The following is a 14562-nucleotide window of genomic DNA, read 5'->3' as shown; positions in this document are numbered from 1 at the left end:
GGTTGTCGATACTTTTAGCAGTGTTTACAGATTCGCCGGGGTCAGTCAAGGGAGACTGGCGCCGGAACCCCCGATAACGCTTTGTCCCGGTCAGATCTTCTTGAAGAGGGCCGGCAGCGCGGTCGGCTCCCAGCCGGGCAACGACGTGTGCGTCTCCAGCACCTGGTATTCGACGTTCTTGAACGTGACCAGTTGCCCGGCGACGTAGTCCGTGAACGGCGCCCACTGCGCGGCGGCCGGAGCCGACGTCGGCGGGGTCGTGGGCGGCTTGGTGGCCGCCGGCGGGCTCGTCGGAGGCGCGGTCGTCGGCTCGCTGGTGGGCGGCGCGGTCGTCGGCTCAACAGTCGGCGGGGTCGTGGGCGCCTCGCCGGTGGGCGGCGTCGTGGCGGGCGGCTCCGCCGAGGCGTCGGCCCCGGAGAAGCTGACCGAGTCGACGACCATCCGCGCCGGGAGGTCGGCGTCGCGGCGGTCGTCGCCGACGGTGAGGCTCAGCGCCAGCCGGAACGGCTGCCCGGTGTCCACGCCGCGCAGCGCCTCCCGCCGGACCGGGGAGCCGTCGACGGAGAAGCTCACCTCGCCCGGCTTCCAGTCCACCGCGTACGTGTGGAAGTCGTCGTCCGTGACCGGGTCGCCCAGCAGGTTCAGCGCACCGGTGCTGGTGCGCACGGCGCTGACCAGCTCGAACGTGGGCCGCAGACCCTCGTCGGCGGGCACCTTGATCCGCGCCTCGACGTGACCGGCGGTGCCGCGCAGCGTCCCCCGGGTGTAGAGCCGGGCGGTGGAGAAGGCGTCCCGGTCCTCGTCGCGCAGGACGATCACGAGGTTGCCGTCGCCGTCGAGCCGGGCGTTGCGCACACTCTGGCTGAACTGCACCCCGCCGTTGACCCGGTCGGTGCGCAGCGCCCACTTGCCCGGGTCGACCGTGCTGCCGCGCCGGCCGGAGAAGTCGTCGGCGAAGGCGGGCAGCGACCGGCTCAGGCGGTCGGTGCTGCGGTTGCGCTCCGCGGCGTCCGCGCTGTCGTTGCGGGTCGGCAGCCAGACGGCGGTCACCAGTCCGGCGGTCGCGACCACGAATGCGACGACTAGTCGGGGGCGCAGCCACGTGGGCTGCTGCGGCGCGCTGTGTCGCGGCACGGGGAAACCTCCGGGGGGCAATGATGCTGAAGCGTCAGCAGAGACATAAGAAGATCTGCGGGCAAACGTCAAGTCGGGACGGCCGAAATTAAAAAAAGATTCAGGATTTCGCGTCGGTGCGGCTGGAAATGCGTACGGCCGTACCGTCGGGTCCGGTTTTGATCTCACATGTGTCCGTCAGTTCCCGGACCAGCCATAGGCCCCAGCCGCCCGGTTGGTCCGGTGGTGGCCGGTGCGGGATCAGCGCCTCCAGACCGGTGCCGTGGTCGGTCACGTCGCAGCGGACGGCGCCGTCCCGGGCCCACAGCGCGAGGTGCCCGGTGCCGCCGCCGTGGCGCACCGCATTGGTGAGCAGCTCGTTGACGGCTACCACGAAGTCGTCCAGCCGGGCCCCGGTCATGCCCGCCTCCCGGGCGTGGGCCGCGACGGCATGCCGCAGCTCGGTGATCCGGCTACGGTCGAACGCCTCTGAGATCAATGGTTCCGTACCGATGACTCGACCGTAGGCGACGTCTGATCATTCCGCTGGGCGAGCAGCGCCGGGCGGCCGGCGGTATGGGATCGTCGGCCCATGGCGCAATCGAGCGGGCTGCAGAACCCGCTGTGGCGGGCGATCGCGGTGTACCGGATCGCCGCCCTGGTCTACGTGGCCGTCCTGGTGGTCCGCAACGTCGGGGCCTACGAACGGCCCATGCTGGCCTGGCCGGCCCTCGCGGTGGTGGCCGCCTGGACGGTGTTCACCACGTACGCGTACGCCGTCCCGGCCCGGCGGCGGCCACCCCTGCTGGTGGTCGACCTGCTGGTCACCATGGGTGTGATGGCCGCCAGCCTCTGGGTGGTGGGCCGGGCCGGACTCGAGGCCGGCCTGCCGACCCTGGCCGTGGCCTGGCACGTCGCCCCGGTGATCGCCTGGGCCGTGGCCGGCGGCCGGCGCTGGGGCATCGCGGCGGCGCTGGCCATGGGCGCCACCGACCTGACCGTCCGCGCCCACTACGACCAGGCCGCGTTCACCGGCACGGTGCTCATGGTGCTGGCCGCGACGGCGGTCGGTTACCTCGTCGGCATCGCCCAGCGGTCGCAGCAGCGCCTGGAACGAGCCATCCAGCTCGAGGCGACCATCCGGGAACGCGAACGGCTGGCCCGCGACATCCACGACTCGGTGCTCCAGGTGCTCGCGCTGGTCAAACGCCGCGGGGCCGGTCTGGACGGCGAGGCCGGCGAACTGGCCCGGCTGGCCGGTGAGCAGGAGGCGGCGCTGCGCACCCTGGTCACCGGACGGACGGCGGAACCGGTCGACGAGCACGCCGAGGTGGATCTGATGACGTTGCTCGACCCGTACGCGTCGGCCACCGTGTCGGTCGCCGCCCCGGCCGGGGCGGTCCGCCTGCCCTCGCGGGTGGCGACCGAGCTGGCGGCCGCCGTCGGCGCCGCCCTGGACAACGTGGTGCGGCACTGCGAGCCGGGCACCAAGGCGTGGGTGCTGGTCGAGGACGAGCCCGCCGAGGTGACCGTGAGCGTGCGCGACGAGGGCTGCGGAGTCCCGCCCGAACGGTTCGCCCAGGCGGAGGAGCAGGGCCGGCTCGGCGTGGCCCAGTCGATCCGCGGCCGGATCGCCGACCTGCGCGGCACCGTGCGCATCACCTCCGCGCCCGGGCAGGGCACCGAGGTGGAGCTCAGCGTGCCCCGGGCATCGATAGGCTGAGCCGGTGACAGAGGCACCGAGGACGCGCGTCATGGTCGTGGACGATCACCCGATGTGGCGCGAGGGGGTCAGCCGCGACCTGACCGCGGCCGGCTACGACGTGGTCGCCACCACCGGCGAGGGGCGCCAGGCGGTCCGGATCGCCGCGGCGGCCCGCCCCGACGTGGTCGTGCTCGACCTGCAACTGCCGGACGTGTCCGGCGTCGAAGTGATCAACGGCCTGCTGGAGGCGGTGCCCGGGGTCCGGGTGCTGATGCTCTCGGCCAGCGGTGAGCAGCAGAGCGTGCTCGACGCGGTCAAGGCCGGGGCGAGCGGTTACCTGCTCAAGTCGGCCGCCCAGGCCGAATTCCTGGAGGCGGTGAGCCGCACCGCCGCCGGGGACACCGTCTTCACGGCCGGGCTGGCCGGGCTGGTGCTCGGGGAGTTCCGCCGGCTGGCCGTCGAGCCGCCCGCCGCGGACGGCATGACCCCGAAGCTCACCGAGCGCGAGACCGAGGTGCTGCGGCTGGTGGCCAAGGGCCTGTCGTACCGGCAGATCGCCGACCGGCTGGTCCTCAGCCACCGCACCGTGCAGAACCACGTGCAGAACACGCTGGGCAAGCTCCAGCTGCACAACCGGGTCGAGCTCACCCGCTACGCCATCGAGCAGGGACTCGACTAGCGGTAGTCGGGCGCGTTCGTCTCGTGCATGGCCAGCTCTTCCGCGCTGGCGCCGCCACCGGAGGCGCCGGCGTCGTACGCGATGCTGTCGGCCTCGTCGTCGGTGCCATAGCCCTCGTCGGTCTCCACCAGCCGGCCCACCGGCTGCGGGTCGTCCGCGTCGAGCTGGCCGTCGTCGTAGAGCGACACCGCGGACTTCGGGTCGGAGGTCGGGCTCGCGCCCCACACGTCCGCGTCGAACCGGCGCTGCTCGGAGGAGTCGACGGTCTCGTCGATCGGGTCCCGGTCGGCCGGCAGCGGGTCCTCGGCGCCGACGTCGGGCTCCTCCTGGCTCAGCCGGTAGTCCAGCGGCTCGCCCTGCCGGGCCTCCTCGGCGGTGTCGCCGTAGCGGTTGGAACCGCCGGGGCCGACACCCGCGAGCGCGGCCGGATCGGCACCGTCGGCCCACCGGGTGCTCTCCACCGAGTCGTACGCGTTCGAGTCGTCGTCCGCGGTCTCGGGCAGCCCGGAGGCCTCCGGGTCGGACACCTCGGTCGGGTAGTCGTTGTCTCGCATGTCCCGCAATCTACCCGCGGGCGTGGCCGGCCAAGCCTGTGCTGGGCAGTTGGGTGGCGGACTCGCCGGCGTCCAGCACGGCCCACACGACCTTGCCGTCGTCCAGCGGCAGGCTGCCCCAGCGCTGCGCCACCGAGTTGATGAGCAGCAGGCCGCGGCCGCCGTACGAGGTCACCGGGACCGGGCTGCCGGTGAAGCGGGGCACGTGCGTGGAGTGGTCGCGGACCGCCACCGACATGCTCTCGCCGCGCAGGGCCAACAGCACCGTCATCGAGGTGTGCGCGTGCGCGACCACGTTGTTGACCATCTCGGTGACCACGATGCAGGCCGGCCCGGCCAGGTCGGGCAGGTCCCAGCGGGCGCACGCCTCGGTGACCAGCTCCCGCGACCGCCGGGCGGCGCCGACGACGGGCTCGAGCGGGGCCCGCAGGAAGCGCCGCGGCTCCGGGGCTCCGAGGGCGGCGACGGCCTCCTCGGGCGTCGGCCAGACGGGCAGGCCGGTGTCGCGCCAGGCCGGGACTCCCGGGCCGGCACTCAGCAGCAGGTGGCAGCCCGGCCATTCGGCGGCGTCGCGGGCGAGGTCGGTCAGCACGGCGACCGCCTCCGGCGCGTCGACGGTGAGCGGCCGGACGTCCACGACGAGGGCCTCGGGCTGATCGGCGAGCAGCCCGAGCAGGCAGGACCGCACGCGCGGGGCGGTGTCGGCGTCGAGCACCCCGGTCACCCGGACGACCGGATAGGCCTGCCCTGTGTCGACCTGGTGTCGGACCTCGCTCGCCATGATCGCTCCATTGTGCCTAACGCGTGTGGGCTTCGCATTCCGGCACGGGGCCGCCCACGGCTGCGTTGCTTCGGGGTATCTGCACTATTCGGGGCAGAAGGGCATGGGCTTGAGGCATACCCCGTGCACGCCGGCTCATGCACGTTCATCGGCCGGCGGGATGCAGCCGCGCGCCGTCCGGACGCCGCCCCGAGGCCGCGCGCGCCGTGGCGTGATGGTGCTGAGGCTCGGCGTAGCGGGTCATCGCGATCACCGCGCCGAGCGTGACGACGAAGCCGACCGCGGCCAGCCACTCACGACCCGGATGGATCCGGTCGCCGAGCAGCAGCAGCCCCACGATCGCCGCCGGCACCGCCCCGGCGGCGTCCATCGCGGCGACCGCCGCCGTGGTCGAACCCCGCTGCATGGCCAGACCGAGCAGCAGCTGGCCGACGATCGAGTGGGCGACGAGCAGATACAGCAGCGGGTTGCTGCAGTAGCCCCCGAACGACTGCTCGACGGCCAGCGGGCGGGCGGCGATGGCGGCGGCGGAGAAGGCGATGCCGGCCAGTGAACCGAGCGCGACCGAGCCCAGGGCGCCGTGCAGGCGTACCGCGAAGAAGCCCAGGACGCCGATGACGGCCACCGCGACGGCCAGGCCGACCACCCCGGCCGTCCCCAGCTGGCGGGAATGGGCGGGCTGGGCGGACAGCACCAGGGCGGTGATGCCACCGAGCAGGAGTACGAGCAGCGCGACCTCGGCGACGGGCAAGGTCCACTTCAGCAGCAGGACACCCAGCAGCGCCGTCACCCCGAGCCCGGCGGCCACGCTCGCCTGCACCAGGAACAGCGGAAGATCACGCCGGGCGATGAAGGCCAGCACGAAACCCAGGACCTGACAGATCAACCCGAGCAGATACGTACGGTGACAGGCGAGGCGGACCAGCAGCTGCGGGTCGAAGGTGTGATGCACCGTGGTGCGGGCCGCGGCCATCGACTGCAGCAGGTTGGCGACCCCGTACGCGGCAATCATCGCGGCGAGGTAGAACCAGCCCGGCGACATCACCCGGCGAGAATAGACCAGCTTCGGCGGCGCCCGGAGACTAACGGTGCGTCGAGGGCACCCCGGCTGCCAGCCGCCCGAGAATTTCGTCGTGCAGGTGACCGTTGGTAGCGATGGCACTCCCGTCGCCGGGGGCCCGCTCACCCGCGAGGTCGGTGAACGCGCCACCGGCCTCGGTGACGATGGGGATCAGGGCGGCCACGTCCCACAGCGACAACTCAGGCTCGACCATGACATCCACGGCGCCCTCGGCGAGCAGCATGTAGCCGTAGAAGTCGCCGTAGGCCCGGCTGCGCCACGAGTCCCGCATGATCTGCAGCATCGGTTCCAGCCGGCCGGCCTCCTCCCAGCTCGGCAGGCTGGCGTAGCAGAAACTGGCGTCGGCCATCCGGCGCACGGCGGACACGGAGATCCGGGCGGCGGCCCGCTGGTGCTTGCCGGCCCAGGACCCGTGGCCCAGCGCACCCCACCAGCGGCGGCCCAGCGCGGGAGCGGAGACGAGGCCGGCGACCGGCCGCTCACCCTCCAGCAGGGCGATCAGGGTGCCCCAGACGGGCACCCCGCGGATGAAATTCTTGGTGCCGTCGATCGGGTCGATCACCCAGTGCCGGTTGCCCTGCCCGGCCGGCGGGGTCGACATGCCGAACTCCTCACCGAGCACACCGTCGCGCGGCCGGGCCCGGGCCAGGGTCGCGCGGATCGCCTGCTCGACCGCCTTGTCGGCGTCGGAGACCGGGGTGAGATCCGGCTTCGACTCGACATGCAGGTCCAGGGCCCGGAACCGGGCCACGGAGATCGAGTCCGCGGTGTCGGCGAGCAGGTGGGCGAGGGCGAGGTCATCGGCATACGAGGCCATGCGGGCACGCTAGCCGATCACCCCGTACGCCCTCCGCGGGCCGCGCCGCCTCTGCGGGCCGTGGCCCTCCCGGCGCCGCGCCGGAGCGCCTTTGCCGGGCGCGCCGGCCCGCCCTCCCCGGGCCGCCGGGCGCGCCGGATCGCCCGATCCAGGGCCGCCAGGCCCGGTGCTACTCGCTCTGGTCGCGCGAGTTGTCCTCGCCGGCCCGGGAGCTCAACAGCCGGCGGTACGACGCCAGCCGCCGCGGGTCGGCCTTGCCCGCCGCCACCCAGGCGTCCAGCTTGCAGTCCACGTCGGCGGCCGTGTGCCCGCAGTTCGGCGGGCAGTCCACCGTGCCTTCGACCAGGTCCGGGAAGCCGTGCAGCAGGCTCTCCGCGCTCACGTGGGCCAGCCCGAAGCTGCGGATGCCCGGCGTGTCGATGATCCAGCCGGGGTCGCCCTTCTTGTGCACCCGGGGGAGCCGCAGTGCCACCGCGCTGGTCGAGGTGTGCCGGCCCTTGCCGATCGCGCTGACCACGCCGACCGCCCGCAGGGCGTCCGGCACCAGGCGGTTGACCAGCGTGGACTTGCCGACGCCGGAGTGCCCGACCATGACCGAGATGCGCCCGGCCAGCCGGTCGCGGACCTCGGTGAGGTCGCTCTCCGGCTTGACCAGGACGTACGGCAGGTCCAGCTCGGCGTAGTAGTCGAGCACCGCGGCCGGCCCGGCCAGGTCGGCCTTGGTCAGGCAGAGCAGCGGCTCGATGTCCGCGTCGTACGCCGCCACCAGGCAACGGTCGATGAAGCCGGTGCGGGGCGGCGGGTCGCTCAGCGCGCTGACGATGACGAGCTGGTCGGCGTTGGCCACCACGACGCGTTCCAGCCGGCCCTCGGGGGTGGTGTCGTCGTCGTCCGCCGTGCGGCGCAGCACCGAGGTGCGTTCGGCGATACGCACGATCCGGGCCAGTGCGCCGGGCGCCCCGGAGGTGTCGCCGACCAGGGCGACCCGGTCGCCGACGACCACGGACTTGCGGCCCAGCTCGCGGGCGCGCATCGCGGTGATCAGCTCGTCGAGGTGCTCGGCGTCCTCGCGGATGCAGCCGTAGCGGCCGCGGTCCACGGTGATCACGAGCGCGTCGACGGCGTCCTCGTGCTTGGGCCTGGTGCGGGTACGCGGACGCGAGGACCGCCCCGGTCGGATCCGGACGTCGTCCTCGTCGTACTCGCGCTTCTTGCCCGGCAGTTTCAGCTCCCTGTCACGAGGTCGGCCCAGAGCTCGGGGAACTCCGGCAGGGTCTTGGAGGTACACGCTACGTCGGTGAGCCGGACGCCCTCGACCGCTAGTCCCAGCACCGCCGCCGCGTGGGCCATCCGGTGGTCCGCGTACGTCTCGAGGGTGGCCGCCCGCAGCGGTCCGGGGGTGATCTCGAGGCCGTCGGGGTGCTCGACGACCTCCGCGCCGATCTTGCGCAGCTCGGTGGCCAGCGCGGCGATCCGGTCGGTCTCGTGGCCGCGGATGTGGGCGACGCCGCGCAGCTCGCTCGGCCCGTCGGCCAGCGCGGCCAGCGCGGCGACGACCGGGGTCAGCTCGCTGACCTCGGACAGGTCGGCGCGGAGGCCGTGCAGCGCGCCGGTGCCCCGGACGGTGAGGCCGGTGTCGTCCTGGCTCACGTCGGCGCCCAGCGCGGTCAGCAGCTCGCTCAGCCGGCCGACCGGCTGCCAGCTGTCGCGCGGCCAGCCGGCCAGCGTGACGGCGCCGCCGGTGACCATGGCCGCGGCGAAGAAGGGTGCGGCGCCGGACAGGTCGGGCTCGATATCCCAGGTGCGTCCGTGCAGCCCGCCGGGCTCGACGGCCCACACGTCCGGCACGGTCTCGTCCACCGTCGCGCCCGCGGCGCGCAGCATGTGGGTGGTCATCCGCAGGTGCGGCGCGGACGGCACCGGCGGGCCCTCGTGGCGCAGCACGAGCCCCTTGGCGAAGCGGGGCGCGGAGAGCAGCAGCCCGGAGACGAACTGGCTGGACCCGGAGGCGTCGATGACCGCCTCGCCGCCGGTGACCAGGCCGGTGCCGCGGATCACGAGGGGGAGCCCGCCGGTCTCCGAGGCGTCGAGGTCGACGCCCAGCGCGCGCAGCGCCTCGACGATGGGGCGCAACGGCCGGTTACGGGCGTGCGGGTCGCCGTCGAAGGTGACCGTGCCGTCGGCCAGGGCGGCCACCGGCGGCGCGAAGCGCATGATCGTGCCGGCCAGCCCGACGTCGACCCGGGCCGGTCCGTGCAGCGCGCCGGGCTCGACCCGCCACACCTCGTCGGCCGTGGTGTCGACCGCGACTCCGAGCGCGCGCAGCCCGGCGGCCATCAGCGTGGTGTCGCGGGCCCGCAGGGGGTGGCGGATCTCCGACGGGCCGTCGGCCAGCGCGCTCAGCACCAGGGCCCGGGCCGTCATGGACTTGGAGCCGGGCAGAGCGACCGTGGCCGTGACCGGCCGGCTGCTGACGGGGGCCGTCCAGGGGCGTGCTTGAGCTGTCACGGCCCCCATTCTGCCGTTCGGGTACGACAGCTCGCGCGGGGCAACACGATCGACGCGCCGGGCGTAAGGTCGGCCCTATGTGTGGGCGGTACGCGACGACGCGGAGCGAGGCCGACCTCAGCCTGCTCTTCGACGCCACGAACGTCACGGAGGCACTGGGGCCGAGCTGGAACGTCGCTCCCACCGATCCCGTCCCCCTGGTCCGCGTGTCGCAGCGGCACGGCGGCCGGGTCGTGGACTCCGCCCGGTGGGGCCTGGTGCCGCCGTGGGCCGACGACCCGCGCACCGGTGCCCGGATGATCAACGCCCGGGCCGAGACCGTGGCCACGTCGCGCGCCTTCGCCTCGTCCTTCGAGCGCCGCCGGTGCCTGGTCCCGGCCGACGGCTGGTTCGAGTGGGTCCGCGACGGCAGGACCAAGCGGGCGTTCTACATGACCCCGCGCGATTCCTCGGTGCTCGCCTTCGCCGGCATCTGGACGATGTGGCGCGAGCAGCTGTTGACGTGCAGCGTGCTGACCACCGCCGCGCTGGGCGGGCTGGCCGAGGTGCACGACCGGATGCCGCTGATCCTGCCGCGGGAGCGCTGGTCGCAGTGGCTGGCCGGCGGCGGTGACGCACCCGCTCTGCTGCAGCCGATGTCGGCCGCCGAGCTCGAGGCGATCGAGGTCCGTCCGGTCCGGCCGGACGTCGGAAACGTGCGCAACAACGGCCCGCATCTGCTGACCGCACCGGAGCCGGTGCCGACTGCGGAGGTGACCCTGTTCTGAGCCGGGAAATGCCATCATTCCGGGTGTCCGAATTGCCGCTTCGCTGACATGCGCGGAGCGTTATACCCCCATATGCAGGGGTTCTTATCTGGAAACTTTATTGCGAGATAGATAAGACCCTTGTTCTGATCTTCCTCCGTGCGATAGAAACCAGCGCCGGTGTGATGTCGATCCGTACGGTGCGGACGCCCATCACGGCTCTACCGGTACCCACGGGGGAGGTGGGCTGATGACACGTGCTCGAATGCCGCGTCCACATGAGGTCGCCATTGCCAGGCGCGACCCAAGGTTGCTCAGCGCGATCGAAGACCGTCGCAGCGATGAAGCGTGGCGCACCCGCGGCGCCTGCCGCACGGTCGATCCGGAAACGTTCTTCCCGGCTCCGAACGAGCCGTCCGAGAGTGCGGTCGCACTCTGCGGCAGCTGCGATGTCCAAGGGCCGTGCCTGGCCTGGGCCCTGCAGGTGGGCGACTGCCACGGCGTCTGGGGCGGGACGACACCACGCGAACGGCGGGCCATGCTGGTCGCCTGGCGCGAACGGGTGCAGCCGGACGGCGAGGAAGTCGACGACGGGCCGGACGAAGAAGATCGCCGCCTGCTCACCCTGGTGCCGGTGAGCCGCTAGACATAGGAGTTGTGCACAGCTTCTCGATCGACACACCGCGCGGGCCGGCGGGGATCCGGATCACGGACCCCGCCGGCCCGTCGCTCTGTCAGCTCGTCCTCGGCCACGGCGCGGGCGGTGACGTGGACGCGCCCGACCTGACCGCGGTGCACGACGCCGCCGTGGCCGCGGGCGTCAGGGTTGCGCTGGTGACCCAGCCGTACCGCGTCGCCGGGCGCCGCGCGCCGGCTCCGGCCGGCCACCTCGACGAGGCCTGGACGGCGGTGGTGACCGAGATCGCCGACGGCGATCTGCCGCTGATCCTCGGCGGGCGCTCGAGCGGGGCCCGGGTGGCCTGCCGGACGGCGGAGTCACTGGGCGCGGCCGGAGTTCTCGCCCTGGCCTTCCCGCTGCACCCGCCGGGCAAGCCGGAACGCAGCCGCGCCGAGGAACTGCCGGTCCGCATCCCGATTCTGGTCGTCAACGGCGACCGCGACCCGTTCGGCGTGCCCGAGCCGGGCGGCGTCGTGGAGGTCGCCGTACGCCCCGGCGCCGTCCACGATCTGCGCCGTGACCTGCCCGGCACCGCCGCGATCGTGGTCGCGTGGTTGCGGACGCACAGGTGGGCCCGCTGATCCGGAATGCCGGCAGCCCTGCCGCCGTTACACCACCCGGAAGGCTGTACGTCGGAAGGGGTACCCCAAAGTGCAAGCCGGAACCGGATTCGTCCAGCGCGGCGGCCCGCAGGTGCGCGTGCAGCAACTGCTGCACGCACCCGAGTGGCCGGCGGCTGTCACGGGGCCCATCACATCATCGGTGAGCGTCACATCACCGGCGGTTTTTGAATCTGTTGACGGGGCACTACCCGTATCCTCGGCGGGGCGGTCGAGGGGAGACGTGCGGGTGACGCCAGCAGAGCGGACGGAAAGAACCGAACGCAGCGAGAAGACCGAGGAGCGCCGGGCGCGCTTCGAGCGGGACGCGCTGCCCTTCGTGGACCAGCTGTACGCGGCCGGCCTGCGCATGACGCGCAACCCGGCCGATGCCGAGGACCTCGTGCAGGAGACCTTCCTCAAGGCGTTCTCCGCGTTCCACCAGTTCGAGGAGGGCACCAACCTCAAGGCCTGGCTGTACCGCATCCTCACGAACACCTACATCAACTCGTACCGGCGCAAGCAGCGTCAGCCCGTGCAGGCTCCCACCGAGGAGATCTCGGACTGGCAGCTCGCCTCGTCCGAGTCGCACACCTCCGCGGGTCTGCGCTCGGCCGAGACCGAGGCGCTGGACCGGCTGCCCGACAGCGACATCAAGGACGCGCTGCAGCAGCTGCCCGAGGAGTTCCGGCTGGCCGTCTACCTCGCCGATGTCGAGGGTTTCTCGTACAAGGAGATCGCCGACATCATGGGTACGCCGATCGGCACGGTCATGTCCCGCCTGCACCGCGGCCGGCGAAACCTCCGCAAGCTGCTCGAGCAGTACGCCGTCGACCGGGGGATCACCCGCACCTCCGGCACGCCTGCCGCACAGGAGGCGTGAGCGACGTGAACGACGAAGCCCAGAAGGCCGACTGCAGCGTCGTGATCAGCGAGGTCTACCTGTACCTGGACCTGGAGTGCAGTGACGACCGCCGGGAGCTGATCCAGCGGCACCTCGACGACTGCTCCGACTGCCTGCGTGAGTACGGCATCGAGCACGAGGTGAAGGCGCTCGTCGCCCGCTGCTGCGGCGACGAGACGGCACCGAAGGAGCTGCGCGAGCGGCTCCGGGTGAAGCTCAGCGAGTACGTGGTCGAGGCGGAGAGCCACGAGTTCCTGCCCTGACCCGCGGGAACGTCGACGTGAAGAAGGGCCGGTAGCGCGAGCTACCGGCCCTTCTCGCTGTCCACGGCTCAGGAGTTGGGACGCTTGCCGTGGTTCGCTGCGCTCTTCTTCCGGGCCTTCTTCTTACGAGACTTCTTGGCCATCTCGATCTCCGTTCGTCCTCGCGGTCAACCCGCCGATGGTAGACGGCCCGGCTCGCGCGCCCGGTATGCCCCCGCGGCCGGACCATGATTGGATACCGTCACCGGAGCAGCGCCGCGACGAGGAGGACTACCCCATGGCCGACGAGATCCGAGCCGAGATGGTGGCCAACGTGTGGAAGGTCGTGTCCGCCGCGGGCGCCGAGGTCGAGGAGGGCGACACCCTGGTGATCCTCGAGTCGATGAAGATGGAGATCCCGGTGCTCGCCGAGTCGGACGGGGTCGTGGCCCGGCTCGCGGTCAACGAGGGTGACGTGGTGCAGGAAGGCGACCTGATCGCCGTCATCGAATAGGGCGGCCCGACAGCCAGCGCCGCAGGCGACCACCGCGGCGGCGCTGACGCGGCAGCATCGGCGCCGCGTGATCCTCCTCGGCGCGCACCACCTCCGCGGCTCGCAGCCGCACCTCGGCGGTCAGATCCGGGGTCGCCAGCGCCAGCTGCGCCACCGACCAGGCCAGCGGCTGCCGCGTCGCGGTGATCTCCGTCAGCCGGCGGGTGACCAGCTCGGCGACGTCGGCCCGGGCCGACGGTTCGACCCAGGCTGCCGTGACCAGGGCGAAGAGCGCCGCCTCGGTGATCTGGTCGGTGCCCGTGGTGGCCAGCTCGACCAGCAGCCGGCGGCGCACCGAGCCGGCCCACGGCTCGTCCGTGCGCTGGTGCAGCAGCCCCAGGCAGGCCCAGACCTGCGCGCAGCGGGTCCACAACGCCGGGTCGTGGGCGGCCAGCGCCTGCCCCACCTCGTTGTCCGGGGCCGCCGGTGGGTGGGCGATCAGGGCCAGCAGGTCCTCCGGCTCGACCAGGACCAGCCCGAGGGCCGCGTCGTAGGCGGCGGGCGGGTGCGGCCACAGCGGGTGCGCGACCCGGTGCAGGCGTTCCACCGCGGCCTCCGTCGGGCGGCCCGCCCCGAACGGCTCCCGGGCCGGGTCCGGCGCTGTGCCGGGCGCGGACGGCACCCGGCTGAGCCAGGGCTGGTCGGCGCAGCAGTCGGCCAGGTCGGCGTGCTCGTGGGTGTCGTCGGGGTGGTCGCGTTGGAAGTCGGCCAGGCGGATCAGGTGGGTGAGGTCGCCGTCGGCGCGGTAGCGCAGCCGGTGCGCGGTGTGCACGGCGCAGTCGAACTCGGGGTCCTTGGCCAGCGCCCGGTCGGCCCAGGCCAGCGCGTCGTCCAGGCGGCCGTGGTCGGCCAGGGTGCCGGCGATGTCGGCGTACACCGAGAGGTCGTCGGGGTCGTACATGACCGCGCGGCGCAGGGCGGCCAGCGACTCGGGGATGCGGTCCGCGCTGCGGTAGGCGTAGCCCAGCCAGATCTCGGCCAGCTTGGACGGCCGCAGCCGGGCGCCGCGGACGGCCCACTCCACCGCCAGGGTGGGCTCGCCGAGGCGGCGGGCCAGGGCCGAGCCGGCGCCGAGCAGCATGGCCTGCTCCGGGTGCGCCTCGACGGCGTGCCGGACCAGCGTCAGATAGGGCAGCAGGGACTCGCGGCCGGCCTCGGGGGCCGGGTCGCCGATGGTGGTGCACAGCTGCATGACGATCTGGGCCAGCAGCCCCGGCTCCATCCGGGCGCCCAGCGCCGGGTCGCTGACCCAGGGCACGCCCGCCCAGTCGACGCCGGGCGTGTGCCCGCTGGCCGCGACCAGCAACGGCAGCCCGTCCTCGGGGCGGCCGGCGGCGGCGAGCAGGTGGGCCCGGGCGACCACCGTGCCGACGAAGGCGTGCTGCTCCAGCGGGAAGAGCTCCAGGCCGCCGTCGGCCCGGGCGGCCAGCCGGCTGAGCAGCTCATGGGTCTCGGGCAGGGTCGGCGCGTGCGCGATGGCGCCGGCCAGGTGATCGGCGGCGTGGTGCATCTCGCCACGCTCGAGGGCCGCGCGGGCCTGCTCGAGGTCGCGATCGGCGGAGCGCCGGGGGTCTTCCATGGCCACGCCTTCCTCGCATGGC

General features: G+C 73.0%; 18 protein-coding genes. 8 read left to right on the top strand and 10 right to left on the bottom strand.

The window, feature by feature from the left end; all coding sequences use genetic code 11:
* Positions 1–90 precede the first annotated feature (90 nt).
* A complete protein-coding gene (locus ACWEOZ_RS08495) occupies positions 91–1134 on the bottom strand; it encodes a carbohydrate-binding protein (RefSeq protein ID WP_451910074.1) in 1044 nt (347 codons plus the stop codon).
* Between the two features lie 100 nt (positions 1135–1234).
* Entirely contained in the window at positions 1235–1612 is a 378-nt protein-coding gene (locus tag ACWEOZ_RS08490; protein WP_451910073.1) for an ATP-binding protein, read from the bottom strand.
* A gap of 93 nt (positions 1613–1705) precedes the next feature.
* Between ACWEOZ_RS08490 and macS the strand changes: the two genes are divergently transcribed.
* Together macS and ACWEOZ_RS08480 are read left to right on the top strand one after the other, a co-directional pair.
* Complete coding sequence (macS, locus tag ACWEOZ_RS08485; RefSeq protein ID WP_360544972.1) at positions 1706–2836, top strand: MacS family sensor histidine kinase; 1131 nt, start codon at positions 1706–1708, stop codon at positions 2834–2836.
* A 31-nt stretch (positions 2837–2867) separates the two neighbouring features.
* Positions 2868–3497: a response regulator gene (locus ACWEOZ_RS08480; RefSeq protein WP_433732296.1), complete on the top strand. Its 630-nt coding sequence runs from the start codon at positions 2868–2870 to the stop codon at positions 3495–3497.
* On the opposite strand, the gene ACWEOZ_RS08475 is transcribed toward ACWEOZ_RS08480, so the two are convergent.
* The 6 genes from ACWEOZ_RS08475 to aroA form a co-directional block, all read right to left on the bottom strand.
* On the bottom strand, positions 3494–4051 hold the full coding sequence (locus ACWEOZ_RS08475; RefSeq protein ID WP_451910072.1) for a DUF5709 domain-containing protein: 558 nt from the start codon (positions 4049–4051) through the stop codon (positions 3494–3496). The genes ACWEOZ_RS08480 and ACWEOZ_RS08475 overlap by 4 nt on opposite strands.
* A 10-nt stretch (positions 4052–4061) precedes the next feature.
* Positions 4062–4832: an ATP-binding protein gene (locus ACWEOZ_RS08470; protein WP_451910071.1), complete on the bottom strand. Its 771-nt coding sequence runs from the start codon at positions 4830–4832 to the stop codon at positions 4062–4064.
* A gap of 145 nt (positions 4833–4977) precedes the next feature.
* Entirely contained in the window at positions 4978–5844 is an 867-nt protein-coding gene (locus ACWEOZ_RS08465; protein ID WP_451910179.1) for a hypothetical protein, read from the bottom strand.
* A 70-nt stretch (positions 5845–5914) separates the two neighbouring features.
* Complete coding sequence (hisN, locus tag ACWEOZ_RS08460) at positions 5915–6730, bottom strand: histidinol-phosphatase (RefSeq protein ID WP_451910070.1); 816 nt, start codon at positions 6728–6730, stop codon at positions 5915–5917.
* Positions 6731–6899: 169 nt separating this feature from the next.
* Positions 6900–7952: a ribosome small subunit-dependent GTPase A gene (rsgA, locus tag ACWEOZ_RS08455; RefSeq protein ID WP_451910178.1), complete on the bottom strand. Its 1053-nt coding sequence runs from the start codon at positions 7950–7952 to the stop codon at positions 6900–6902.
* A gap of 2 nt (positions 7953–7954) precedes the next feature.
* Positions 7955–9247, bottom strand: coding sequence for a 3-phosphoshikimate 1-carboxyvinyltransferase (gene aroA, locus ACWEOZ_RS08450; RefSeq protein ID WP_451910069.1), 1293 nt, complete (start codon positions 9245–9247; stop codon positions 7955–7957).
* Between the two features lie 68 nt (positions 9248–9315).
* Here aroA and ACWEOZ_RS08445 point away from each other — a divergent pair, with 68 nt between their 5' ends.
* The 5 genes from ACWEOZ_RS08445 to rsrA all read left to right on the top strand — a co-directional run bounded on the left by ACWEOZ_RS08445 (position 9316) and on the right by rsrA (position 12429).
* A complete protein-coding gene (locus ACWEOZ_RS08445) occupies positions 9316–10005 on the top strand; it encodes an SOS response-associated peptidase (RefSeq protein ID WP_451910068.1) in 690 nt (229 codons plus the stop codon).
* 229 nt (positions 10006–10234) lie between these two features.
* Positions 10235–10630, top strand: a complete 396-nt coding sequence (locus ACWEOZ_RS08440; RefSeq protein ID WP_433721838.1) for a WhiB family transcriptional regulator — start codon at positions 10235–10237, stop codon at positions 10628–10630.
* A gap of 11 nt (positions 10631–10641) precedes the next feature.
* Positions 10642–11244, top strand: a complete 603-nt coding sequence (locus tag ACWEOZ_RS08435) for an alpha/beta hydrolase family protein (protein ID WP_451910067.1) — start codon at positions 10642–10644, stop codon at positions 11242–11244.
* Between the two features lie 70 nt (positions 11245–11314).
* Positions 11315–12145, top strand: a complete 831-nt coding sequence (locus tag ACWEOZ_RS08430) for a sigma-70 family RNA polymerase sigma factor (protein ID WP_451910066.1) — start codon at positions 11315–11317, stop codon at positions 12143–12145.
* Positions 12142–12429 (top strand): mycothiol system anti-sigma-R factor, encoded by a 288-nt coding sequence (rsrA, locus tag ACWEOZ_RS08425; RefSeq protein WP_451910065.1) that lies wholly within the window; start codon positions 12142–12144, stop codon positions 12427–12429. The genes ACWEOZ_RS08430 and rsrA overlap by 4 nt, the downstream gene beginning before the upstream one ends.
* 68 nt (positions 12430–12497) lie before the next feature.
* Here the strand turns inward: rsrA and ACWEOZ_RS08420 are convergent, their stop codons facing one another.
* Positions 12498–12572 (bottom strand): 50S ribosomal protein bL37, encoded by a 75-nt coding sequence (locus ACWEOZ_RS08420; RefSeq protein ID WP_369814844.1) that lies wholly within the window; start codon positions 12570–12572, stop codon positions 12498–12500.
* A gap of 134 nt (positions 12573–12706) precedes the next feature.
* On the opposite strand from ACWEOZ_RS08420, the gene ACWEOZ_RS08415 reads away from it, so the two are divergent.
* Positions 12707–12922 (top strand): biotin/lipoyl-binding carrier protein, encoded by a 216-nt coding sequence (locus ACWEOZ_RS08415; RefSeq protein WP_360833583.1) that lies wholly within the window; start codon positions 12707–12709, stop codon positions 12920–12922.
* Here the strand turns inward: ACWEOZ_RS08415 and ACWEOZ_RS08410 are convergent.
* Positions 12912–14540, bottom strand: a complete 1629-nt coding sequence (locus ACWEOZ_RS08410; RefSeq protein ID WP_451910064.1) for a tetratricopeptide repeat protein — start codon at positions 14538–14540, stop codon at positions 12912–12914. The two genes, ACWEOZ_RS08415 and ACWEOZ_RS08410, sit on opposite strands and share 11 nt — an antisense overlap.
* Positions 14541–14562: the final 22 nt, after the last annotated feature.

The organism is Actinoplanes sp. NPDC004185 (assembly GCF_053603475.1).
Note: the sequence above shows the minus strand (reverse complement) of the source record. Positions and strands in the feature narration are given on the sequence as shown.

Bases quoted from the DNA above. Each gene is read 5' to 3' on its own strand.
- macS (WP_360544972.1), top strand. From the start codon at position 1,706: ATGGCGCAATCGAGCGGGCTGCAGAACCCGCTGTGGCGGGCGATCGCG.
- ACWEOZ_RS08480 (WP_433732296.1), top strand. From the start codon at position 2,868: ATGGTCGTGGACGATCACCCGATGTGGCGCGAGGGGGTCAGCCGCGAC.
- ACWEOZ_RS08475 (WP_451910072.1), bottom strand. From the start codon at position 4,051: ATGCGAGACAACGACTACCCGACCGAGGTGTCCGACCCGGAGGCCTCC.
- ACWEOZ_RS08470 (WP_451910071.1), bottom strand. From the start codon at position 4,832: ATGGCGAGCGAGGTCCGACACCAGGTCGACACAGGGCAGGCCTATCCG.
- ACWEOZ_RS08465 (WP_451910179.1), bottom strand. From the start codon at position 5,844: ATGATTGCCGCGTACGGGGTCGCCAACCTGCTGCAGTCGATGGCCGCG.
- hisN (WP_451910070.1), bottom strand. From the start codon at position 6,730: ATGGCCTCGTATGCCGATGACCTCGCCCTCGCCCACCTGCTCGCCGAC.
- aroA (WP_451910069.1), bottom strand. From the start codon at position 9,247: ATGGGGGCCGTGACAGCTCAAGCACGCCCCTGGACGGCCCCCGTCAGC.
- ACWEOZ_RS08445 (WP_451910068.1), top strand. From the start codon at position 9,316: ATGTGTGGGCGGTACGCGACGACGCGGAGCGAGGCCGACCTCAGCCTG.
- ACWEOZ_RS08440 (WP_433721838.1), top strand. From the start codon at position 10,235: ATGACACGTGCTCGAATGCCGCGTCCACATGAGGTCGCCATTGCCAGG.
- ACWEOZ_RS08415 (WP_360833583.1), top strand. From the start codon at position 12,707: ATGGCCGACGAGATCCGAGCCGAGATGGTGGCCAACGTGTGGAAGGTC.
- ACWEOZ_RS08410 (WP_451910064.1), bottom strand. From the start codon at position 14,540: ATGGAAGACCCCCGGCGCTCCGCCGATCGCGACCTCGAGCAGGCCCGC.